Raw genomic sequence first — 23,510 nt, 5'->3', positions numbered from 1 at the left:
GACCCTCTGGAGAAATTTCAATGTTTCACGGATACCAACGAGAAACCGGACCAGATACGCCATCCCAAGCACCAGCCGATAAAGCATGGCCGAGAACCCGGTCGGGATTGGTTGGTGGCGGCATCTCCACCCCACGCAACTGATGGAATCCAAACCGACGATAGTAGGGCGCATCGCCAACGAGCATGACCCGCGACCATCCCAACCGCTGCGCGATCTCAAGACCCTCCTGAATGAGGAACCCCCCCAGACCTTCGCCCTGATGGGTTGGATGGACTGCAATCGGACCAAGCAGCAAGGCATCCAGCTTGCCGATATGAACCGGCCAGAACCGAACGGCACCGGCCAGAATGCCGTCGGCATCGCGGGCAATCAATGAAAGGTCGGCGATCGGATCCACATCATCCCGGAGCCTGTAGGAGGACAATGCTTCGCGTCCGGGCGCAAAACAGAGGTCGAACAGGGCTTCGACTTCCCACCAATCCTCCGGTTTCTCCGGCTGAACCTCGATCACCTGCGTGCCTGCCTTGTCTTGAGCGGTGGCATTCGCCCTACCACTTCGTTACCCCTAGAGCAAACATCTGGAGATGAACATGTTCTACCGCCCCGAGGAAGGCCATGGCCTGCCCCACAACCCGTTCAACGCAATCATAACGCCACGCCCTATTGGCTGGATTTCAACGCGGGACGCCGACGGGATCAACAACCTTGCCCCTTATTCCTTTTTCAATGGCGTCGCTTACGATCCCCCGCAGGTGATGTTTGCCTCGACAGGTGCAAAAGACGATCAGGAAAACACCAAAGACAGCGTTGCGAATATCGAAGCGACGGGTGTGTTCTGTGTCAACATTGTCGAATACGCCAAACGCGACGCCATGAATGCAAGCTCTGCCACCCTGTCCCGCGAGGCAGATGAGTTTTCTCATGCCGGGCTGATCCCCGACGACTGCAATACGATCCCCTGTGCCCGGGTCTCCGGTGCCCCGGCGGCTCTGGAATGCCGACTGACCCAAATCGTGACCTTGCCCGGGGCATCGAACCGTGTGGTGTTCGGGGAAGTCGTCGGCATCCACCTGCGCGATGACTGCCTGCGAGACGGAAAATTCGACGTGACGACCTTTCAGCCGTTGGCGCGGTTAGGGTATCGGGACTATTCGGTCGTCCGAGACGTGTTCCCGCTCGCCCGACCTGACGATTGATGCGAAACGGCGGATCCCCCACAAAGGGGATAAATCCCGCCAATGCGCCCCATCAAGTACGCGCTTGCACCGATTTCAGGTTTAGTGTCCGCCCAGAATCCCTGTGCGCACTGAGTAATCCACGGCGAGTTCGTATTCGGGATCATCATCACTATCGACCATCAGATGCCCCGCCTTGGTCAGCAACTGGTGACAATCGCGGCTCAGATGGCGCAGCATAACTCGCTTACCGGCGGTCTCGTACTTTGCAGCAACGGCCTCAATTGCCTGAAGCGCCGACTGATCCACCACCCGGCTTTCGGCAAAGTCAACTATGACGGTGTCGGGATCTTCTGCAACGGTGAACAGTTCCACGAAGCCTTCAGCAGAACCAAAAAACAAGGGGCCTTTGACTTCGTATACCTTGGCACCTTTTTCGGTTTCCGAGTCACGGGTAACCGCATGGATGCGTTTTGCGTTGTTCCACGCATAGGCCAGCGCAGAAACGATGACGCCAACAACGACTGCGACGGCAAGATCTTCCATCACGGTCACAACAGTCACCAGCACGATTACGAAGGCGTCCATCAGCGGCACCTTGCGCATAATGTTGAACGAGTTCCACGCAAAGGTGCCGATCACGACCATGAACATGACCCCAACAAGAGCGGCCAGTGGGATCTGCTCGATCAGGGGTGCAGCAAATAGGATGAAGAGCAGCAGGAAAAGGGCGGCTGCGATCCCTGCAACACGAGTCCGCCCTCCGGATTTCACGTTGATCATGGACTGGCCGATCATCGCGCAACCGCCCATGCCGCCAAAAAACCCGGTCGCCACGTTGGCCGCACCCTGCGCGATGCACTCCTGGCTCGCGCCGCCGCGTTTTCCGGTGATCTCACCCACAAGGTTCAGCGTCAAAAGGGATTCGATCAAACCGATGGCCGCCAGAATGATCGAATAGGGCAGGATGATCTCAATGGTCTCCCAGTTCAGGGGCACCATTGGAATGTGGAACTTCGGCAAACCTCCCTCGATCGAGGCCATGTCACCCACGCGCGGTACGTCGATGCCGAAAACGATCACCAAGGCGGCAACCACTCCGATTCCCGCCAGCGGGGCCGGGATCACGCGGGTGATCCGCGGAGTGACCCAGATGATGGCCATTGTCAGCCCGACCAGACCCAGCATCATGAACAGCGGTAGCCCGGACAGCCACTCCCCGCCTCCGAGGCCGTGCCCCGTATTTTCCATGGTTCCGGGAACCTTGAACTGGCTCATCTGCGCAAGGAAAATGACGATCGCAAGACCGTTCACAAACCCCAGCATGACCGGGTGCGGGACCAGCCGAATGAAACGGCCCCAATGCATCACCCCGGCAATGACCTGCAATATCCCCATCAGCACGACGGTCGCAAAGAGGTATTCCACCCCGTGCTGCGCCACGAGGCTCACCATCACCACCGCCAGTGCGCCGGTCGCCCCCGAGATCATGCCCGGCCGACCGCCGATCAGCGCGGTAATCAACCCGACCATGAATGCCGCGTAAAGCCCCACCAGCGGGTGCACACCAGCCACAAATGCAAAGGCAACCGCCTCGGGCACCAATGCCAGCGCAACGGTCAGACCAGACAGCAGTTCAATTCTGAGCCGTGTCGGGGTAAAACCGTCGTCCGGCATCCAGCGCAAATCAGGAATGGCAAATCGGCTGGCAAATGAAGCCAAGAGGGCTCGGGGCATGGTGGGGTCCTACGGATTTCGTGTTCGCGTCTTGCACGCGTATTTGCCGAAACAGCACAGGAATCAATTTGATCTCTGGCAACAGACGGCGCGCAGCCCATACCATACCTGATCTCAAAAACCACCCCTCTCGCCATCGTGACTTGCCTGTTGCCGGGCAAAGCAGCATCCCTGCATCTATGAAATGGATTCTGCTGTTGTTGTTCACATCGTCTTCGGCTTTGGCGCAGGACCTTCAAGGCAATGACACCGCAGGCAATTGGCGGGTCTCACATCACGACATTTTCGGCATCTGGAATTCGATGTGCGACGAGCGCGAAGAAAACGGCGCGCTGGTGAAGCGGTGCTATTTACGACGGGTCGATGTGTTCTCGCCAAGGCCAGAATTTGCAGTGCAGTTCATGTTCATCACACCCGAAGGCGAAGGCTACCATGTCGAATTCGGCATGGAACCCGGCACGTTGTTCTCTCCGAACGGGTTTCGGATCGAAACCATGCAGGGCGATATCTGGCGCACGCGGTTTCCGGGCTGCCTGACCGGTCTGAGCTGCACCTTCAGGGGCGACGACGCGTTGGTTCTGATCGACAGCATGCTCGACGGTGAAGCCTTTCGGTTCACGTTCCGGGACCGCCACGGACAAAAGCAGGATCTCAGCTGGTCGCTGGACGGTTTCGGAGCGGCACTGGCCGATTTCCGCGCGCAATCCGCGCATCGTGGCCTGCTGGCTTTGGCGGAGGACAGCGACGGCTGAACCGTCCTTGCCAATCCTGACACGACATTCCACAACTTGCAGTCAAATCTGATCCAATCGGGGAGTGCATCCGTGACCAAGACAAAAATCGCCGTCATCGGCGGCTCGGGTATTTATGACATTGACGGGCTTGGGGCGGCCGAATGGGTGAGTGTCGAAAGTCCTTGGGGAATGCCCTCCGATCAAATCCTGACAGGTTCCCTTGACGGCGTCGAAATGGCATTTCTGCCGCGTCATGGCCGGGGCCATGTGCATTCCCCGACCGAGGTGCCCTATCGCGCAAACATCGATGCGTTGAAACGGCTCGGTGTGACCGATGTGATCTCGGTTTCCGCATGCGGCTCCTTTCGCGAAGAAAAGGCGCCGGGCGATTTCGTGATCGTCGATCAGTTCATCGACCGGACCTTTGCCCGCGAAAAGAGCTTTTTCGGCTCAGGATGTGTGGCCCATGTCAGCGTCGCGCATCCAACCTGTCCGCGCCTGAGCGACGCCTGTGAAAGATCGGCCCGGAGCGCCGGGATAAGGGTGCATCGCGGCGGCACTTATCTGGCGATGGAAGGCCCGCAGTTCTCGACTCTGGCGGAATCGAAAATGTACCGGGAGCAGTGGGGCGCAGACGTGATCGGCATGACGAACATGCCCGAAGCCAAACTCGCGCGCGAAGCAGAGCTCTGCTATGCCTCGATCGCAATGGTGACCGATTATGACAGCTGGCACCCGGATCATGGCGAAGTGGATGTCGCAGAGATCATCGCAACGTTGACCGGCAATGCCGAAAAGGGTCGCACGCTGGTCAAAGGCCTCCCGAAATTTCTAGGGGCAGACAGGGAAGACTGTCCGCATGGGTGCGACCGTGCCCTAGATTTTGCGATCCTGACAGCCCCGGACAAACGCGACCCTGCCCTGCTCGCAAAACTGGACGCCGTCGGCGGCAGGGTATTGAAATGATATGAGCCCGGGTGCTGGAAATTCAGGAACCAAAATCCGGCTGACCGGGCTTGATGCAGCCCGCTTCCTCGCGTTTTGTGGCATGGTTCTGGTAAATTTCAGGATCGCCGCACAGGTTTCAGGGGGAGCTGATTTTCCCTCGGCTCTCACAAACGCGATGGAAGGGCGCGCAGCCGCGCTCTTTGTCATTTTGGCCGGTGTCGGGATCGCCCTCGCCGAACCTGCCGCCAGCCTGATGCTGAAACGGGCTGCATTCCTCTTTGTGATCGGCATGATCAACATGACGATCTTTGACGCCGACATTCTCCATTTCTACGCGCTCTACTTCATCGTTGGCACCGCGTTCCTGAGCACACCGGATCGCGGCTTGTGGGTAGGAGCAGCTGTTTTCATTCTTCTGGGCTGCCTCGGCCTCGTCCTCCTTGATTACGACAAGGGCTGGAACTGGGAGACCTATTCCTATGCCGATGTCTGGACCCTGGCGGGGTTTTTGCGTCATTCGTTCTTCAATGGCTGGCACCCGGTCGTCCCATGGGTCGCCTTTTTGCTGATCGGCATGCGTATTGGCCGGATGGACCTGCAGGATGCGAGCACTCTGAACCGGCTTGTCTGGGGAGGCGCTTTGGCCGCGCTCGCCGCCTTGGTTCCGCAGTTTCTGACCCAAGATCCCGAACTGCGCCTTCTACTGGGAACCGAGGCGATTCCGCCCGGCCCATTCTACATTCTTGCAGGCACCGGAACTGCCTGTATGACAATCGGCATTATATTGAAGGCCATGCCTTATCTAGACAAATGGCGCCTGTCTTCCTGGCTAGTGATCCCGGGGCGGCAAAGCCTGACTCTGTATGTACTGCATATCATCCTGGGCATGGGAGTGCTGGAAGAATTCGGCCTTTTGAACGGCTCTTTGACGACTTGGCAGATCTTCGCAATCTCGATGATTTTCTGCCTGCTCAGCTCTGTCTATGCCCGCCTTTGGGCACTGGGCTTCAGCCGTGGCCCTCTTGAGGCATTGATGCGCCGTGTCGCAGGCTGATGCTTGACCCTGTTCCCTTGGCGGCGTTTATTCCAGCCAAACCAGTTGGAAAGACCCGCTATGCCGATTGAACTCTGGCTTGCCTTTGTTGCCGCCTCCACTGCGCTTCTGCTGATCCCGGGACCGACCGTGCTCCTTGTTCTCAGCTATGCATTGTCCAAAGGGCGCAGTGTTGCCGTGGCTTCTGCCGCCGGTGTTGCGCTCGGAGATCTCATAGCCATGACCGCTTCGCTGGCAGGTCTGGGAGCGTTGGTCATGGCTTCGGCCACGCTGTTTTCCGTGCTCAAATGGGTGGGGGCCGCCTATCTCGTCTGGCTGGGTATCAAGCTTTTACGCAGCGCCCCGTCAGAAGGCTTGCATGCCACAACCAGTCAACGCGACGTCAACCCCCGTTCGGTGTTTGGCCATGCAGCTGCAGTGACAGCCCTGAATCCAAAATCGATTGCCTTTTTCATTGCCTTTGTGCCGCAATTCCTGCGGCCAGGGGCTGATCTTCTGCCCCAGTTCGGGATCCTCATCGCGACATTTGTTGTGCTCGCAGCACTTAATGCACTGGCCTACGCCTTGCTGGCTGATCGGTTGCGCCGTGTCGTTGGCAGGCCGCGGGTTGTCACCGGCATGACACGGGCGGGCGGGCTCACGCTGGTCGGAATGGGTGTTGCCACGGCCCTGCTGCGACGCCCTGCGTAGGACGCACGGACAGCGACCTTTCATCCCTTGCAACAAAGGCCCCCTTGCGCCAAACCGCAATAAATGGCCCAGCGAGGGAACAGCATGCCCAGATCAACCGACGTCAAAGACTATATCCGAACCATCGTCGATTTCCCGCATGAAGGGATCATGTTCCGCGACGTGACGACTCTCTTTGCTGATCCTCGCGGATTCCGGGTCGCGATTGATCAAATGCTTCACCCCTATGCCGGCGAGAGAATCGACAAAGTCGTCGGACTGGAGGCGCGCGGGTTCATTCTGGGTGGTGCGATTGCCCATCAACTCAGCGTCGGGTTCGTTCCGGTCCGCAAGAAAGGCAAGCTTCCGGGAACGACGATCAGCCAGGATTATAAACTGGAATATGGCGAGGCGATCGTTGAGATTCACGACGATGCCATTCAGGCCGGGGAAAAAATCCTCGTCGTTGACGACCTGTTGGCAACCGGTGGCACCGCCGCTGCGGGAATTCAGCTGATTGAACGCCTTGGGGGTGAAATCATCTCGTGTGCATTCATTATCGACCTGCCCGAACTGGGCGGCCGAAAAAAGCTGGAAGCGATGGGAATGGATGTTCACGCGCTTTGCAGCTTTGAGGGACTTTGAACGCTCGGGGTCAAAGAAATCGCCATCGGTCAGCTACGAATCGCAGCCACACCTCACCGATCAGTTTGCCGGTAGAACGGCACCGGGGTTCATGATCCCCAAAGGATCCAGCGCTGCCTTGATCGCCCGCATGGCCGCCAGCTTTGCCGGATCTCCATAGCGTTCAAGATCAGCAGTTTTCAGACGTCCGATACCGTGTTCCGCACTGACCGATCCACCCATTTCATGGACGAGGTCGTGCACCGCTTGCTTGACCGCTTCGCGTTGGTTTTCATACTCCAACCGATCCCGCCCGAAGCGCGGAAAGACATTGTAGTGCAGGTTGCCATCACCTAAATGCCCGAAACAGTTGATGCGAAATTCTCCGATTTTCGCAACGCGGCTCTGCCCTTTGCGTATGAATTCCGGGATATCCGAAATCGGGATCGAGATATCATGGCTCGAAACCGAGCCGATCCTTCGGTTGGCCTCGGGGATATGCTCGCGAACCGACCACAATTCGGCACGCTGGGCTTCGGACCCGGCAATCACCCCATCTAGCGCCAATCCAGTTTCAGACGCCGTTTCGAAAAGAGCTTCCAGAGCACCGGTGGGGTCTATGCCTTTCACCAGCCCCAAATCAATCAACACCACCCATTCCGGCAGGTCGGAGAAAGGCTGGCGCACATCCGGAAGCTCTTCGCTCAGGAATTCGAGCCCCTGCCGGTGGATTAGCTCAAAGGCGCTAACTCCCTCGCCCAGTTGCTCGCGGGCGAGCGCCAGCAACTCCACTGCCGCGTCCGGTGAAGGCACCACGATCATCGCGGTTCCTGTTCCGGCCGGGATTGGCGACAGTTTGAGCGACGCGGCTGTGATCACCCCCAAGGTGCCTTCTGAGCCGATCAACAGGTTTCGCAGATCGTATCCTGTGTTGTCTTTTCGCAACCTGCTGAGACCATGCCAGATCTCGCCGGTTGGCAGTACGGCCTCGAGACCAAGGCAGAGGTCCCGTGCGTTCCCATAGCGCAAAACGTTCACTCCGCCGGCGTTACTCGCCAGGTTGCCACCAATTCGTGCTGAGCCTTCGGACGCAAGAGAAAGCGGGAAAAGACGGTCCACAGAGCGCGCAGCCTCTTGCACGTCTGCCAGAATGGCGCCGGCCTCAACGACAAGAACGTTTTCCGACGGATAGACGCCACGTATAGCCCGCATCCGCTCCAAAGACAGCACCAACGGTGCCGGTCCCTCGGGCGCCACTTGCCCGCCCACCAAACCGGTGCCACCGCCATATGGGATTACGGGCACCTTGACTGCCGCTGCCTCACGAACCAGTGCCGACACTTCGTTCACGGTTCGCGGCAACGCCAACAAACCTGCTTGACCGTGATAACGCCCACGCGGCTCTTCGAGATAGCGCTCTTCGACAGGGCGGAAAACGTCCTCGGGCAACACCAGCCGCAGCCGGGCGGCAAAGCTCTCGTCAGCAGGGTTCAGTATCATGCCCTATTCCCTGCCCTCGCCATGCGCCCAATGCAAGTCTCATTCATCGTCGCGCAGATAGCGCGGTTCCAGCACAATCACCGTTGGACGGTCTGGCAGGGTGGCCAGTGACACCTCAAGCGAGCTCACCCCTTCCCGTTGGATTAGATAGCGATCGGAAACTCCGGCGAGAAATGCAGCCAGCGAATGCCCGCTGAACCAGTGCATCGGAATGATGACCGAAGATTTCAATCGGTCGAGCACCCGGATCATTTCGGGCAGGGCAAGCGTCGTTCCACCATCGACCGCCGCCATTACAATGTCTACTCGCCCCAAGGCCGCAAACTGTGCGTCAGTTGGCATGTGGTGCAGGTGACCAAGATGGCCAATGCAAAGCCCTTCTACTTCAAAAACAAAGATCGAATTGCCCTTGGGTTCCACACCGCTGAAATCCGATCTGATATCCGTCGAGACATTGCGAACCAGCAATTCTCCCAAATCAAGATAGTGCTCCACTCCTTCGCCAAAGGGCCCCCAGCCTTGCAGTACATGAGGGATGGCAGGGTCAGGGAACGCTGTCCAATGGGTTTCGTGGGCGTGGTTCATGGTCACCACATCCGGGATCATCGCGGTTCCGCCAATGAAGCCAGTAAAATCGGTAATCGCATTGAGACCCATCGGCGTCTGCAGGAGAAAGCTCGCGTGAGCGATGTAACTGATCCGAACCGTGTAGTCCGGAACGGGCTCAGCCCATGAGGCCTTGTGCAGATAGTTGATCCCGGGAGCCGCATCTGCAATCGCGACGCAATGACTCGGACGCCGTTCCTGCGACCACGCAGGGACCGAAAGCAGGAGGAAACCGATGGCAAGCGAAATACAGCGCATGTAATTAGGATAGAACAAATTGGCCGCCGGTCACGTCCCTTGTTCGCAGGACCCCGGTGTTCCACCGCGATTGCCAGATTGGCGCATCTGCTGACCCTCAGTCAGCCCACATCGGTCTTACCTCGCCGGTCCGACCGCAATGATGCATAGAGAACATGGGTTCGCCATCGACCATTGATCTGAAGATACGATTGGGCAACGCCTTCGTACTTGAAGCCCGAACTTTCCAGCAAACCACGCGAGGCACGGTTTTCGGGCAGGCACGCGGCTTCGACGCGGCTCAGTTCGAGTTGGGAAAAGGCATAGTGCACCACCGCCCCGATTGCTTCACGCATGTAGCCCTGCCGCGCAAAGGACTGGCCGGTCCAATACCCCAATGTGCCGGACTGCGCCGGCCCCCGGCGAATATTGTCCAGCGTGATTGCGCCAACCAACACATCATCGGAGCGCCGAAAGATCATCAGGGGAACGGCAGATCCGCCCGCCACCGAACGCTGAGCCCAGTAAACCCTGTTGGTAAACGCTTTTCGGCTCAGATGATCGGGGGCCCAGCTGGGTTCCCACGGGGTAAGGTAATTGCGACTGATCCGTCGCAATTCTGACCATTCCCGGAAATCGGCGTGAACAGGCGGACGCAGGCTGAGTCGCTCCGTTTCGATCTTCAGCTTGCGTCTGACCAGCAGCATCAAGCCGCGCGCCTCTCCTGCAAATTCGCCAGAGTTGGCGCATCGGCTACCGGACCATACAATGCCAGCGCAGCAGGCGACTGCAATGCCAGGCGCTCGGCAAAACTGCGCACATTCTCTGTTGTGACCGCGTCGATCCGCGAAACCGTATCATCCAGTGACGGCACACGATCCCAGATCTGCACCAGACGCGCCAGCCGTTCGGCCCGGTTCGACGGGCTTTCCAGCCCCATCAGCATTCCTGCCTTCATCTGTGCGCGAGCCCGGGCCACTTCCTCTCTGGTCATGTCGTCGGCGGCGCGCTTCATCTCGTCAATAGTGATGCCAACCAGTTCCGTCAGTTGCTCGCCTGAGGTGCCGGCATAGATCGTCGTCGTCCCGGTATCGGCATAAGCGCCCGTTTGCGCAAAGATCGTGTAGCAGAGCCCCCGCTTTTCGCGCACTTCCTGAAACAGGCGTGAAGACATGCCACCGCCCAAGGCGCTTGAATAGATCTGCGCAGTGTAGATCTCGTCATCGCGATAGCCCGGGCTTTCAAAAGCAAGGGCAAAATGGGCTTGTTCCAGCCCCTTTTCGCGCCGCGCTTCGCCGCCGGTGAAACGCCCTGGCTGCACGAGCCTGCTCGAGCGAGGCTCAAGATGGCCGAACATTTCTTCGGCCGTTTTCACCAAAAGATCGTGGTCAACTGCTCCGGCAGCCGACAGGATCATCTGTTCGGGGCCATAGTGTTCAGCCACGAATTTTGACAGGTCTTCGCGCGAGAAGTTGCTGACCCGCTCAGACGGGCCCAGAATGGTCCGACCCAAGGGCTGGTCGCGATAGCTTTCTTCCTGAAGCCAGTCAAAGATCACATCATCTGGCGTATCGTGCGCCTGACCGATCTCTTGCAGGATGACCCCGCGCTCGACTTCGATTTCCCGTGGATCAAACACCGGGTTAAGAACGATGTCACCGATGACATCAAGCGCCAACGCGACGTCGTCTTTCAGGACGCGCGCGTAATAGGCTGTTACCTCTCGCGACGTGTAGGCGTTGATATACCCACCCACGTCTTCGATTGTTTCTGCGATTTCCAGCGCCGAGCGGCGCTCGGTGCCCTTAAAGGCCATGTGTTCGAGAAAATGAGCTATACCATTCTGCTCGATCCGCTCGTGGCGTCCACCTGCTGTGACCCAGATGCCGATGGCTGCGGATTGCAGGCCGGGCATCTGTTCACTAACGATGCGAAAACCGTTGGAGAGCTGGTTCTGTTGAACTGTCAATTGGCGATGTGCTTTCTGATGTGATCTTCGAGAGTGCTCAGATCATTTGCGATGCGGGTCACCCGTTCCGGCCTGTCATACAGATCCGACATGCGCTGTGGAAGAGGAGGATGCATACCGCTTGCTTCTTCGACTGCGGCAGGAAACTTGGCGGGATGGGCTGTTGACAAAGTGACCATGGGGGTATCGGCCGAGCGGACCTCGTCGGCAACTTTGATGCCGACCGCAGTATGGGGACACACAAGTTCGGCGCTCGATAGAAGTGTCGATTTTATCGTCGCCAATGTCTCCGCCTCGGATGCCCGACCCGATTCATAGACTTCGTGCAGGGCTTGCATCGCGCCTTGGCTGACTTCGAAACCACCCGACTTGAGCTCATCCATTAGCTGACCCACGGCATTGCCATCCTGACCGTAGGCATAGAAAAGCGCCCGTTCGAAATTCGAACTGACCTGGATATCCATGGACGGGCTGATCGAAGGGATGGTCTCACCCTTGTGATAGCCCTGACCGTTGAGACATCTGTGCAGAATGTCGTTCTGGTTGGTGGCCACAACGAGCTTCTCGATCGGCAGGCCCATCTGCTTGGCAATGAAACCCGCAAAGATGTCACCGAAATTGCCCGTGGGCACCGTGAACGATACTTTGCGGTCCGGAGCGCCCAGCGACACCGCCGCCGAAAAGTAGTAGACAACCTGAGCCAGAACACGTGCGAAATTGATCGAATTAACCCCGGCCAGACGCACACCGTCCCGGAATTCGAAATCGTTGAACATGTCCTTCAGCCGGGCCTGGCAGTCATCGAAGTCGCCGTCCAGAGCCAGCGCGTGAACGTTGGCGGCATCCGGTGTGGTCATCTGGCGACGCTGCACCTCGGAGACCCGGCCGTGCGGATACAGGATGAAGACGTTGACGGCCGCAAGCCCCTGAAACGCTTCGATGGCAGCCGAGCCGGTATCACCGGACGTGGCACCAACAATGGTCACGGTCTCGCCGCGCCGCTCCAGAGCAACCTGAAACAGCTGGCCGATCAGTTGCATGGCAAAGTCTTTGAAGGCCAGCGTAGGACCGTGGAACAGTTCCAGCAGAAAATGGTTGGCTGCAAGCTGCTTGAGGGGCGCGCGCGCGATGTGGCCGAAACCGGCATAGGCCCTGTCGATGGCTCCGCGAAACTCGGTCTCGGAAAAGGAGTCGCTGACGAATGGCCACATAACTCGGAAGGCGACCTCTTCGTAAGGCAAGCCGGACAGAGCCGCGATCTCTTCGCTGCTCATTTGCGGAATATCCGAGGGAACATACAGCCCGCCATCCCGGGCCAGACCGGTCAGCATTGCTTCTTCAAAAGTCAGCTCGGGCGCCTGCCCGCGGGTCGATATGTATTTCATCGGTCTCAGCTCTTGGGTCGGACGCCGGGGCGCCACAGGAAATAGAGGGTCATGGCCGCCCAGACAAGGGCGAGGCCGAACCACGTCACGGCATATTGCCAGTGATCATTCGGAATGACGCTTGTGTCCACAGGCAACGGCGTCACGGTCGGGTCTGTTTCCGACTTGGCGATCACAAGTACGGGTTCGGTATCTAGAGCTTTGGCCATCATGGTCACTTCACGGGCGAACCAGATGTTTCCTTCGAGATCCGGATCAGGGGTGAAGCTGTCGATTTCCTGCGGCCAGTGCAAGTTGCCAGTGACCTCCATCGAACCGCTTACCCGTTCAGCCTGCTTGCCGTCTGTCGAAACAAATCCTCGATCAACAAGGATCCGACGTCCATCGTCACCGATGAAAGGAGATATGACCCTGTAACCCGGACCGACTTTTTTGACCGACACCAGAACGTGGATTTCTTCGGGCTGCATCTGACCGTGCACCGCAACCGGAAGAAACCGGTCTGTGTTCGGATCCGGCGAGGCAGGCAAAGACACGGGCGGCTGCGAGATCCGCGCCTCGATCTCGGCCAAAATCTGGTTCTTCCATTCCAGACGGCGCACTTGCCAGAAGCCGAGGCTCAACAGCACCGAAAGACCTGAAAGGCCGAAAATCAGAAAGAACAGGATACGACGCATCAAAAGGTCCGGTCTGGACAAAAAACAGCGCGCGAGACTGCCTCGCGCGCTGTGGGTTTTGAACTCGAATGTCCGGTTTTGCAACCGTCTTAGTGCAGGACCGATTGGCCCCAGATGTAGACAGCAAAGAACAGGAACAGCCAGACAACGTCAACAAAGTGCCAGTACCAAGCTGCAGCTTCGAAACCGACATGCTTCTCAGGGGTGAAGTCACCCTTAAGCGCACGCAACAGGCAGACGAACAGGAAGATCGTGCCGATGATCACGTGGAAACCATGGAAGCCGGTTGCCATGAAGAAGTTCGAATAGAACACGTCATTGCCAAATTCCCAGCCATCGTGGGTCAGAAGCGCCACGTATTCATAGGCCTGCAGAAACGTAAACGCGACACCGAGAATGATCCCGATGGACAGACCCTGAATCAACGCCTTGCGGTCATTTTCATGAACCAGAGCATGGTGCGCCCAAGTTACTGCGCAGCCGGACAGCAGCAGAACAACGGTGTTGATCAGCGGCAGGTGGAAGGGATCGACGGTGTGAATATCGGGTTGGATATACTCGGTGCCGATGTACTCCTGCATCGGATACATCGCGTGTTTGAAGAAGGACCAGAACCAGGCGAAGAAGAACATCACCTCGGACATGATGAACAGGATGAACCCGTAACGCAGTCCGATTCGGACAACCGGTGTGTGGTCGCCAACACGGCTTTCCAACACCACTTCGGACCACCAACCGAACATCGTATAGAGAACGCCCACGAGGCCCATCCAGAACAACCACGATGTTATACCGTGCATCCAGAGCACGGCGCCAAACAGCATGACAAACCCTCCGATCGCGCCCAGAAGGGGCCAGATCGAGGGGTTTAGAATATGATAATCGTGGTTCTTAGCATGTGCCATGAGTGTCCCTCACCTAACGGCTTTTAGTTCGTGTTTGTGTCGGTCTGCGTTTCGAGGGCCGCATAGCCTTCGGGCAGGTCGATTTCGTAGAATGTGTATGACAACGTGATCGTGTGCACGTATTGGCCGTCCCGATCGTTCACGATTTCCGGGTCGACAAAGAAGGTCACGGGCATTTGAACCCGCTCCCCCGGTTGCAGGACCTGCTCTTCAAAGCAGAAACATGCAATTTTCTCAAAGAATGCTCCGGCCGAATACGGCGCCACATTATAGCTCGCGGATCCCGCCACGGGGCGGTCGGTCGGGTTGTAAGCCTCGTAGAAAGCAAGCCCCGTCTCACCGATACGGAGTTCCATCTGACGCTGAACCGGTGTGAACTCCCAAGGCATATTGCGGTCCTTGGAGGCGTCGAAGCGGACTTTGATGGTCTGGTTCAGGATCTCATCCGAAGCGGCCTCGGCGACTCCGGTGGCCCCGCCGTAGCCGGTGACCCGACAAAACCAGTCGTAGAACGGAACCGAGGCCCAAGCCAACCCGCCCATTACCAGAACCAGCGCCACCAGCTGGGCAACCGTTTTCTGAGGTCCCTTCAACGCCATCAGTTCTGCACCTCTGCGCGCGGGGGTTCGAAATCGCCACGGGTCACTTTGACCACGGTAAGGCCAAAGACAATCACGATGAAGCCGACCAGTGTCAGCGCCACGCCGAGATTGCGCCCGAACCGGCGTTTGTGCAGATCATGTGTCGCGCGGATGGTCATGCCCAGCCTCCCAGCCCATAGGGCTTGAGCAGGGCTTCGGCGAGGATCGCGCCGAAATGCAGGAACAGGTAGAGCAGCGAAAGCTTGAAGAAGCTACGCTCCACCTTGAAATTATCTGCCTCAGAGGCGTCTTCGTCACGGCGCCAGATGCGGAATGCACCACGCAGGAACAGTGCGTTCATCACCACGGCAACAGTCAGATAGATCGGCCCACCGATGCCGGAGAAAGCCGCGCCAAGCGCAAACAACGCCAGCAAAGCCGTATAGACCAAGATGTGACGGCGGGTCGCCGGGCGGCCGTGGGTCACTGTCAGCATTGGAACGCCTGCGTCGTCGTAGTCCGAGCGCATGAACAACGCGAGCGCCCAGAAATGCGGCGGGGTCCACATGAAGACCAGCGCAAACATGAGCCAGGGTTCGATCGCCATGGAGCCAGTCGCAGCAATCCAACCGATCACCGGCGGAAAGGCACCCGCTGCGCCACCGATGACAATATTCTGTGGCGTCGAGCGTTTCAGCCACATGGAATAGACAACCACGTAGAAGAAGATGGTGAATGCAAGGAAAGCGCCGGCAAAGATGTTCGTGGCCAGTGCGAGCATGATAACCGACATACCAGACAGGGCCAGCCCCAGCGCCAGAGCTTCGCCCTCTTCAACCTTACCGGACGGAATGGGGCGGCGTTTTGTGCGCTTCATGATACGGTCGATATCCGCATCCCACCACATGTTCAGAGCGCCCGATGCGCCGCCTCCGATAGCGATGAACAGAATCGCACAAAAGCCGACGACAGGATGCACCGACGCGGGCGCGGCCATCAGTCCGACAAAAGCCGTGAACACCACCAGCGACATGACTCGTGGCTTCAGCAAAGCGAAGTAATCGCCAAAGCCGGCCTCGTTCTCGTGGCCTTCGGCGCGGGCTGTGCTTGCGTTGATGCTTGCGTCGCTCATCTGCGGTCCCTTGGTGGCGAAAGCTGCGCGAAACCCGCGCAGCCAACAAATCGGTCAATCGGAGGGCTACCCCCTCCTTCAGATTAGTTCGAGGCGACCTGAATGGCCTGTGGGACACCTGCGAATTCTTCTTTCGCGGTGTTCAGCCATTCCTGATACTCGGCCTCGGTGACAACCTTGACGGTGATCGGCATGTAGGCGTGGTCCTTGCCGCAAAGCTCGGAACACTGACCGAAATAGATCCCCTCCTGCCCTTCGTCCACTTCGAACCAGAGTTCTGCCAGACGGCCGGGAACGGCATCCTGTTTCACGGCAAAGGCGGGGATGGTCCAGGAGTGGATCACATCTGCCCCGGTCACCTGCATAACGATCGTCTTGCCCGACGGGACAACAACGGCTGTGTCGGTCGCCAGCAGATACTCGTCCTGACCATAGCCATGCTCTTCGAGAGATTCGCGGTCGAGCATGAAGCTTTCAAAGCCAAAACCCTCATCGACGTAGTCATAACCCCAATACCACTGGTAGCCGGTCACCTTGATGGTGACGTCGCCTTCGGGGATTTCCTGCTGCTTGAACAGAACCGGTAGCGAGAAGGCGCCGATGAACACAAGGATGAGAATCGGAACAACCGTCCAGACGATTTCAACCGGTGTATTGTGGGTGAAGGTCGCCGGCGTCGGGTTCGACTTGCGGTTATAGCGCAAGATCACCCAGACGATCAGCCCAGCCACGAACAGGCTGATGATCGTGATGATCACCAGAACCATGTAATCCAGCGACTGCAAATCACGCGCGAGTTCGGTTACTGCGGGTTGAAACCCAAGCTTGCCGTCCACGGGCTTGCCAATGATCTCAAGGCCTTCCTGTGCAGTTGCAGGCAGGCTCGTAAGGGTGGCGAAAAGCGCCGATAGCGTCAAAGCTTTCTTCATGTCGTGTCCTGATCGTTTGATCTTTAGTCTCTGCGACCCCGCCCGAGTCGGAAATCGGTGTGGTCCCGTTGTCTTTAGCGTCGCTAGAAATCATATTCCGGGGAGCAGATAAAGCAAAATGCTTGCGTCAAACGGACGCTTTTCTTGATCTAGATCAATTACCGAGGACCCAGACCATGGCCCAAGACCCGTTTCAACCGTTCGAAACAGCGCTTCCGATGGACGAAGCCCTTGGTGTTTTGCAGACAGCAACCGCCGGGGCCGAGGATGGCGAACTCTTTGTGGAACGCCGTAAATCTGAAGCTCTGGTTTATGATGATGGCCGTCTGAAGACTGCGAGTTACGATGCGACCGAGGGGTTCGGGCTGCGGGCCGTGAACGGTGAGGTCGCGGGGTACGCACATTCCACGGATGTTTCGATTCCCGCCCTCAGACGCGCCTCCGAGACAGTAAGGCTGGCCGTCGGCGACGGCGGCGGCACGTTTGCCGAGCCGCCCAAGCCGTCAAATGCGCGGCTATACAGTGATTCCGATCCGATCGACTCGGCGACATTCCCTGTCAAAGTCGACACCCTGCGGGAAATCGACGCCTTCGCCCGCGCGTTGGATAGCAGAGTGGTGCAGGTGACGGCAACGTTGGCGGCTGCGTTACAAGAAGTCGAAATCCTGCGACCCGACGGCGTGCGGGTCCGCGACGTTCGGCCGATGACACGTGTGAATGTCTCCGTAATCGTCGAACAGAACGGCCGACGTGAGACCGGCACAGCGGGCGGCGGCGGGCGTGTCGGCCTTGACGGGTTGATCGACCCCGCTGACTGGCAAGGAAAGGCACGCGAGGCATTGCGGATCGCTTTGGTCAACCTCGAAGCCGTTCCCGCGCCCGCCGGTGTAATGGAAGTGGCTCTTGGCCCGGGATGGCCGGGTATCCTGTTGCATGAAGCCATCGGGCATGGGCTGGAAGGCGATTTTAACCGTAAGGGTTCGTCCGCCTTTGCTGGATTGATGGGCAAGCAGGTGGCTGCCCGGGGCGTTACGGTTGTGGATGACGGAACGATCCCCGATCGCCGCGGATCAATCTCGGTGGATGACGAAGGGACGCCATCACGCCGCACAGTCCTGATCGAAGACGGATTTCTCACCGGTTACATGCAGGATCGACAGAATGCGCGCCTTATGGGCATGGAACCCACAGGCAACGGGCGCAGACAGAGTTATGCCCATAAACCGATGCCCCGCATGACCAATACAATCATGTTGGGTGGAGACGCAAATCCTGATGATCTCGTTTCTGAAATCAAGAACGGGATCTGGGCGGTTGGCTTCGGCGGCGGACAAGTCGACATCACCAACGGCAAATTCGTTTTCTCCTGCACCGAGGCTTATCGTGTCGAAAACGGAAAGGTTGGCGCCCCTGTCAAAGGCGTGACATTGATTGGCGACGGTCCTTCGGCGCTAACGCGGATCCGCGGGCTGGGCAATGACATGGCACTGGATCCCGGTCTCGGAAACTGCGGTAAGGACGGTCAGTGGGTGCCCGTGGGGGTCGGCCAACCCACCGTGCTGATGGACGGGCTCACCGTTGGCGGGTCTTCGGCCTGAGGATTTGATTCCCGCAAAGTGGTAAATGTGTTTGGGGCAATTGAAGACAAACTATCAATTGCCCCACTATTGCCATTGCCCTCAGAAAATCCTTAAGCACATGAATTATAACAGATTTCAATGAAATCTCGTGTTTGCGATGCAAAAATATTGAGGTGAATTCTCTCTTGTTCACGGGCTGTTAACTCCGTGGGCCTTAAACCGTATTGGCAAGCAGGCGGAGCAACGGATGACCGAGGAATATCTTTCTTCCATTCACCCCCCACTCCCACCCACCACGGAAGAAGACCGGTTTTCGTGGCTTCGTCTGCTGCGCTCGCGCAGGGTTGGCCCGGCAACGTTCCGCCGGCTGATGGCCGAGCACGGTTCAGCGCAGAACGCGCTGAATGCGCTGCCCGATGTGGCACGCGCAGCTGGAGTGAACGGGTATGAAATATGCCCTGCCGGCGTAATCGAAGCCGAACTCAAGGCCGCAAAAGTCGCCGGCGCGCGACTTTTGTGCCTTGGCGGCCCGGAATACCCCGCCTCACTTGCCCAGATCGACGATTCACCACCGGTTCTCTGGGCGACAGGAGATCTATCGCTGCTACATCGCCCGATGGTGGCCTTGGTCGGCGCCCGCAATGCGTCTTCCCTTGGAACCCGTATGGCCCGCGCGCTGGCTCAGGATATGGCGGCAGAGGGGTATGTTGTGGTCTCCGGCCTCGCCCGTGGCATTGACACGGCGGCTCACGAAGCAAGCCTGAAATCAGGCACCATTGCCGTCATGGCAGGGGGTGTGGACGTCATCTATCCCGCCGAGAACACCAAGCTTGCACTGGAAATCGGAAAAACCGGTGTTCGCCTGTCGGAGCAGCCGATGGGGCTTTCGCCACAGGCGCGGCATTTTCCGCGTCGCAATCGCATTATCTCCGGTTTGGCCCACGGCGTCATCGTGGTCGAAGCCGCAGCCAAATCCGGAAGCCTGATCACTGCCCGGGACGCGCTGGATCAAGGCAGGGAAGTACTGGCCGTACCCGGCCACCCGTTCGACGCCCGCGCAGCAGGGTGCAATATTCTTATCCGTGACGGCGCACACCTTGTCCGAAGCGCAAAGGATGTTCTTTCGGCCTTGCCCAAGCGGGACACATATCAGCCGAGCTTGCGTCAGCTCATGGCGCAGATGCCGCCGCGGCCGGAACGGAAGACCTTGCGGGAAACCGCTGTCCTGCACGGACAGATCCTTGAGCGACTCGGACCTTCTCCTTTGGCAGAAGACCAACTGATCCGGGATTTGGCAGCCTCGGCGGGCGAGGTGGGCCCTGCCCTCGTAGATCTCGAGCTGGACGGCAAGATCACCCGACAGCCGGGCGGGTTGCTGTCTCTGACCCCATAGGGGTCGCCGGGCCTTCTGCGATCAACCGCAGAATGTGATTTGGCGACACCTCGACGGCACGGATTGACAATCAGGGCTTGCGCACCACATGTTGCCCCGCCATAGAGCCCGCCGTATCCGTCGAATGAGGTTGATCATTAAATGCCAGTTGTAGTTGTAGAATCCCCGGCCAAGGCAAAGACAATCAACAAGTATCTCGGCCCCGACTACACGGTACTGGCCTCTTACGGACATGTGCGCGATCTGCCGCCCAAAGACGGATCCGTCGATCCCGAAGACGAATTCGCGATGAAGTGGGAGGTCGGCAATGACAGCCGAAAGCACGTCAAAGCCATCGCGGACGCCCTTAAAGAAGACAATGCACTGATTCTCGCGACCGACCCCGACCGCGAAGGAGAGGCGATTAGCTGGCACCTGCAGGAAGCTTTGACCAAGCGCCGCTCGATCAAAAAGGATACGCCGGTCAGCCGAGTCACCTTCAACGCGATTACCAAGGATGCGGTCGCGGATGCGATGAAGCACCCGCGACAGGTGGACATGCCACTGGTCGAAGCCTATCTCGCGCGCCGCGCGCTCGACTATCTGGTCGGCTTCAACCTCTCGCCAGTGCTCTGGCGAAAGCTGCCTGGGGCACGGTCCGCGGGCAGGGTGCAGTCTGTCTGCCTGCGACTGATTGTCGAGCGCGAGATGGAAATCGAGGCGTTCAAACCCGTTGAATACTGGTCTGTCAAAGCCCTGCTGGAAACCCCGCGCGGCCAAACATTTGAAGCCCGGTTGACTCGTCTCGCTGGCGAGAAGCTGGACAAGATGGATCTTGAAAACTCCACCCAAGCAGAGCTGGCAGTCCAGGCGATTGTCAGCCGGGCGCTGAAGGTTCAGTCGGTCGAGGCAAAGCCCGCCAACCGCAATCCGTCCGCACCTTTCATGACGTCGACCCTACAGCAGGAGGCCAGCCGCAAATTCGGGATGGGCGCACGTCAGACGATGAGTACCGCGCAGCGTCTCTATGAAGCCGGATACATCACCTATATGCGGACTGACGGCATTGACATGGCCCCCGAGGCTGTGATGGCAACCCGCGATGCGATCAAGGATCGCTATGGGGAAGCGTATGTTCCGGACTCTCCGCGCATGTACAAGAACAAGGCGAAGAACGCTCAGGAAGCGCACGAGTGTATCCGTCCCACCGACATGACCCGGGACGCCAAGGATCTGAAGCTGACCGACGAGGATCAGCGCAAACTCTACGACCTGATCTGGAAGCGCACCATCTCATGCCAGATGGCCGCAGCGCGTCTGGAGCGCACGACGGTCGAGATCGGGTCCGATGACGGCCAAGTCGGACTTCGGGCCACCGGGCAGGTTGTATTGTTCGATGGCTTCATGCGGGTCTACGAAGAAGGCCGAGACGATGTCGTCGACGATGACGACAAACGTCTGCCACAGATTTCCCAGGGTGAACCAGCTGCCTTTTCTGCATCCGGCTTGGCCGGTCAGGCTGCAAAAGCCCGAGAGGGCGGTGCGGCTATCCTGTCCGAGAACAATGCGGTTCTGGCCTTGCAGCACCATACGCAACCGCCGCCGCGCTATACCGAGGCAACATTGGTCAAACGCATGGAGGAGCTGGGAATTGGCCGGCCGTCGACCTATGCCTCAATCGTGACCACCATTCAGGACCGGGAGTATGTCAGAAAAGACAAGAACCGCCTGATCCCCGAAGAAAAGGGGCGCATCGTCACCATCTTCCTGCTGAACTTCTTCCGGCAATATGTTGGCTATGAGTTCACGGCCAATCTCGAAGAGCAGCTTGATGACGTGAGCGCAGGCGACCGCGACTACAAGGATCTGCTGGGCCGGTTCTGGCGTGATTTCTCTGCCGCGATCGGAGAAACCTCGGAACTGAGGATCTCCGAAGTGCTCGACAGGCTGGACGAGGCGCTGGCGCCTCAACTCTACCCGCCGCGCGAAGATGGCACTGATCCGCGTGTCTGCCCGAAATGCGGGACCGGACAATTGCACCTCAAGACGTCGCGCACCGGCGGATTTGTCGGCTGTGGGAATTATCCCGAATGCACATATACCCGCCCCATTGCGGGTGAAGGCGCCGAGGGCGATGAACGACTGCTGGGGGAAGATGCCGGCGACGAAATCTGGCTCAAATCCGGACGGTTTGGTCCTTACGTGCAACGCGGCGAGCCAACGCCCGAGAACAAGAAACCGCCTCGCGCCTCACTACCGCGCGGCTGGAGCAAGGACGACATGGACCTTGCAAAAGCTTTGACCTTGCTCAGCCTGCCACGCCAGATCGGGGAACATCCCGAAGGTGGGATGATCTCGTCCAATTTCGGACGCTTCGGTCCCTATATTATGCATCAGCTGCCGGAGGAGGCCAAACCGGTCTACGCAAACCTCAAAGATCCCGGCGATGTGTTCGAGATCGGCATGAACCGAGCGGTCGAACTGCTGGCTGAAAAACGCGCCAATCCCCGTGGTCGCGGTGCCGTTGCCGCGAAACCACTCAAGGAACTCGGTGATCACCCCGATGGCGGGCAGATTAATGTGCTCGACGGTCGCTATGGCCCATATGTAAAATGGGAAAAGATAAATGCGACGTTGCCAAAGGGGGTGGAACCCGGTGACGTGACACTTGAGATGGCGCTGAACCTCATTGCGGAAAAGGCTGCCAAGAAGGGCACCAAGAAAAAAGCCGCGGCCAAAAAGACCACTGCAAAGAAAAAGGCGGCAAAGGCCAGCGAAGCGTAAAGCTTAGCGCCTCACCATAAATGTGCTCCGCAAGCCCGTCGAATCCCTAATAACGACGCGGTTGCGATTTGATTTCTGCTGCCGCTTCGGGTTGGGCCGCAATTAGTTTAGGTAGAAATACCTTCTCCGCTCCCGCTTCATTGACTTCACCCTGACGCAACGGCAAAACCGGCGCATCACCAAGTCATTGGGGGAGTTTTCCATGAAGAAAGTCTATGCGAACGCCGACGAGGCGCTCGACGGCATCCTGCAGGACGGAATGCTGGTCGCCGCAGGAGGGTTCGGCCTCTGCGGTATACCGGAACTGCTGCTCGAAGCCATCAAGAAATCTGGCGCCAAGGATCTGACCTTTGCCTCGAACAACGCCGGGGTCGACGATTTTGGCATCGGCATCCTGCTTCAGACCCGGCAGGTCAAAAAGATGATCTCGTCCTATGTCGGCGAGAACGCAGAATTCATGCGCCAGTATCTCAGTGGAGAGCTGGAGCTCGAGTTCACGCCACAGGGCACACTGGCCGAGCGCATGCGTGCCGCCGGTGCAGGTATTCCCGGTTTCTACACCAAAACAGGTGTCGGTACCGTGATTGCCGAAGGGAAAGAGCACAAAGACTTCAACGGCGAGACCTACATCCTCGAAGAAGGCATCTTTGCGGATCTCTCCATCATCAAGGCATGGAAAGCGGACGACACCGGAAACCTGATTTTCCGCAAAACGGCGCGGAACTTCAATGTTCCCGCGGCAACCTGCGGCAAGATCTGCGTGGCCGAAGTCGAGGAAATCGTGCCGCGCGGCGAACTTGACCCGGACGCCATCCATCTGCCCGGCATCTATGTGAACCGCATAATTCAGGGCAACCACGAAAAGCGCATTGAACAACGCACCATCCGCACACGTGAGGAGGCCTGAAC

At 58.3% G+C, this 23,510-nt stretch carries 23 protein-coding genes; 10 read left to right on the top strand and 13 right to left on the bottom strand.

Translation table 11 applies throughout. The features are described 5' to 3' along the window. Nucleotides 1–25: 25 nt before the first annotated feature. Entirely contained in the window at nt 26–514 is a 489-nt protein-coding gene (locus tag ACP15U_RS14965) for a GNAT family N-acetyltransferase (RefSeq protein WP_425045955.1), read from the bottom strand. A 79-nt stretch (nt 515–593) separates the two neighbouring features. Between ACP15U_RS14965 and ACP15U_RS14960 the strand changes: the two genes are divergently transcribed. Next, nucleotides 594–1,199 carry a flavin reductase family protein gene (locus ACP15U_RS14960; RefSeq protein WP_425045954.1) on the top strand — a complete coding sequence of 202 codons (606 nt, stop codon included), beginning with the start codon at nt 594–596 and terminating at the stop codon, nt 1,197–1,199. A gap of 81 nt (nt 1,200–1,280) precedes the next feature. Here the strand turns inward: ACP15U_RS14960 and ACP15U_RS14955 are convergent, their stop codons facing one another. Continuing rightward, nucleotides 1,281–2,915: a SulP family inorganic anion transporter gene (locus ACP15U_RS14955; RefSeq protein WP_425045953.1), complete on the bottom strand. Its 1,635-nt coding sequence runs from the start codon at nt 2,913–2,915 to the stop codon at nt 1,281–1,283. 179 nt (nt 2,916–3,094) lie between these two features. On the opposite strand from ACP15U_RS14955, the gene ACP15U_RS14950 reads away from it, so the two are divergent. The 5 genes from ACP15U_RS14950 to ACP15U_RS14930 all read left to right on the top strand — a co-directional run bounded on the left by ACP15U_RS14950 (nt 3,095) and on the right by ACP15U_RS14930 (nt 6,965). Then, nucleotides 3,095–3,667 (top strand): hypothetical protein, encoded by a 573-nt coding sequence (locus tag ACP15U_RS14950; protein ID WP_425045952.1) that lies wholly within the window; start codon nt 3,095–3,097, stop codon nt 3,665–3,667. 72 nt (nt 3,668–3,739) lie between these two features. Further along, complete coding sequence (locus ACP15U_RS14945) at nt 3,740–4,615, top strand: S-methyl-5'-thioadenosine phosphorylase (RefSeq protein WP_425045951.1); 876 nt, start codon at nt 3,740–3,742, stop codon at nt 4,613–4,615. 1 nt (nt 4,616) lies between these two features. After that, entirely contained in the window at nt 4,617–5,651 is a 1,035-nt protein-coding gene (locus ACP15U_RS14940; protein WP_425045950.1) for a DUF418 domain-containing protein, read from the top strand. A 60-nt stretch (nt 5,652–5,711) separates the two neighbouring features. Continuing rightward, on the top strand, nt 5,712–6,341 hold the full coding sequence (locus ACP15U_RS14935; RefSeq protein ID WP_425045949.1) for a LysE family translocator: 630 nt from the start codon (nt 5,712–5,714) through the stop codon (nt 6,339–6,341). Nucleotides 6,342–6,425: 84 nt separating this feature from the next. Further along, nucleotides 6,426–6,965 (top strand): adenine phosphoribosyltransferase, encoded by a 540-nt coding sequence (locus ACP15U_RS14930; RefSeq protein WP_425045948.1) that lies wholly within the window; start codon nt 6,426–6,428, stop codon nt 6,963–6,965. A 60-nt stretch (nt 6,966–7,025) separates the two neighbouring features. Here the strand turns inward: ACP15U_RS14930 and ACP15U_RS14925 are convergent, their stop codons facing one another. From ACP15U_RS14925 to coxB, 11 genes are all read right to left on the bottom strand, one after another. Next, nucleotides 7,026–8,444, bottom strand: a complete 1,419-nt coding sequence (locus ACP15U_RS14925; RefSeq protein WP_425045947.1) for an FAD-binding oxidoreductase — start codon at nt 8,442–8,444, stop codon at nt 7,026–7,028. Nucleotides 8,445–8,483: 39 nt separating this feature from the next. Next, on the bottom strand, nt 8,484–9,308 hold the full coding sequence (locus ACP15U_RS14920) for an MBL fold metallo-hydrolase (protein ID WP_425045969.1): 825 nt from the start codon (nt 9,306–9,308) through the stop codon (nt 8,484–8,486). Nucleotides 9,309–9,409: 101 nt separating this feature from the next. Then, a complete protein-coding gene (locus ACP15U_RS14915; RefSeq protein WP_425045946.1) occupies nt 9,410–9,994 on the bottom strand; it encodes a GNAT family N-acetyltransferase in 585 nt (194 codons plus the stop codon). Then, nucleotides 9,994–11,256: a M16 family metallopeptidase gene (locus tag ACP15U_RS14910; RefSeq protein WP_425045945.1), complete on the bottom strand. Its 1,263-nt coding sequence runs from the start codon at nt 11,254–11,256 to the stop codon at nt 9,994–9,996. The genes ACP15U_RS14915 and ACP15U_RS14910 overlap by 1 nt, the downstream gene beginning before the upstream one ends. Beyond that, complete coding sequence (gene thrC, locus ACP15U_RS14905) at nt 11,253–12,641, bottom strand: threonine synthase (RefSeq protein ID WP_425045944.1); 1,389 nt, start codon at nt 12,639–12,641, stop codon at nt 11,253–11,255. Before thrC ends, ACP15U_RS14910 begins: the two co-directional genes overlap by 4 nt. A gap of 5 nt (nt 12,642–12,646) precedes the next feature. Further along, nucleotides 12,647–13,318 carry an SURF1 family protein gene (locus ACP15U_RS14900; protein ID WP_425045943.1) on the bottom strand — a complete coding sequence of 224 codons (672 nt, stop codon included), beginning with the start codon at nt 13,316–13,318 and terminating at the stop codon, nt 12,647–12,649. A gap of 89 nt (nt 13,319–13,407) precedes the next feature. After that, nucleotides 13,408–14,223 (bottom strand): cytochrome c oxidase subunit 3, encoded by an 816-nt coding sequence (locus tag ACP15U_RS14895; RefSeq protein ID WP_425045942.1) that lies wholly within the window; start codon nt 14,221–14,223, stop codon nt 13,408–13,410. 23 nt (nt 14,224–14,246) lie between these two features. Continuing rightward, nucleotides 14,247–14,822, bottom strand: coding sequence for a cytochrome c oxidase assembly protein (locus ACP15U_RS14890; RefSeq protein ID WP_425045941.1), 576 nt, complete (start codon nt 14,820–14,822; stop codon nt 14,247–14,249). Further along, nucleotides 14,822–14,983 (bottom strand): hypothetical protein, encoded by a 162-nt coding sequence (locus ACP15U_RS14885; RefSeq protein WP_425045940.1) that lies wholly within the window; start codon nt 14,981–14,983, stop codon nt 14,822–14,824. The genes ACP15U_RS14890 and ACP15U_RS14885 overlap by 1 nt, the downstream gene beginning before the upstream one ends. Next, nucleotides 14,980–15,936, bottom strand: coding sequence for a heme o synthase (cyoE, locus tag ACP15U_RS14880; RefSeq protein WP_425045939.1), 957 nt, complete (start codon nt 15,934–15,936; stop codon nt 14,980–14,982). The genes ACP15U_RS14885 and cyoE overlap by 4 nt, the downstream gene beginning before the upstream one ends. Before the next feature lie 83 nt (nt 15,937–16,019). Then, on the bottom strand, nt 16,020–16,865 hold the full coding sequence (gene coxB, locus ACP15U_RS14875; protein ID WP_425045938.1) for a cytochrome c oxidase subunit II: 846 nt from the start codon (nt 16,863–16,865) through the stop codon (nt 16,020–16,022). Nucleotides 16,866–17,041: 176 nt separating this feature from the next. Here coxB and tldD point away from each other — a divergent pair, with 176 nt between their 5' ends. The 4 genes from tldD (at nt 17,042) to ACP15U_RS14855 (ending at nt 23,508) form a co-directional block, all read left to right on the top strand. Continuing rightward, entirely contained in the window at nt 17,042–18,463 is a 1,422-nt protein-coding gene (gene tldD, locus ACP15U_RS14870; RefSeq protein ID WP_425045937.1) for a metalloprotease TldD, read from the top strand. 229 nt (nt 18,464–18,692) lie between these two features. After that, nucleotides 18,693–19,838 carry a DNA-processing protein DprA gene (gene dprA, locus ACP15U_RS14865; RefSeq protein WP_425045936.1) on the top strand — a complete coding sequence of 382 codons (1,146 nt, stop codon included), beginning with the start codon at nt 18,693–18,695 and terminating at the stop codon, nt 19,836–19,838. A 141-nt stretch (nt 19,839–19,979) separates the two neighbouring features. Continuing rightward, entirely contained in the window at nt 19,980–22,601 is a 2,622-nt protein-coding gene (topA, locus tag ACP15U_RS14860; protein WP_425045935.1) for a type I DNA topoisomerase, read from the top strand. Nucleotides 22,602–22,803: 202 nt separating this feature from the next. Beyond that, on the top strand, nt 22,804–23,508 hold the full coding sequence (locus ACP15U_RS14855) for a CoA transferase subunit A (RefSeq protein ID WP_425045934.1): 705 nt from the start codon (nt 22,804–22,806) through the stop codon (nt 23,506–23,508). Nucleotides 23,509–23,510: the final 2 nt, after the last annotated feature.

Origin of the sequence: Primorskyibacter sp. S87 (assembly GCF_049801055.1) — a bacterium.
Classification (GTDB): Bacteria; Pseudomonadota; Alphaproteobacteria; order Rhodobacterales; family Rhodobacteraceae; genus JBNAGF01.
Note: the sequence above shows the minus strand (reverse complement) of the source record. Positions and strands in the feature narration are given on the sequence as shown.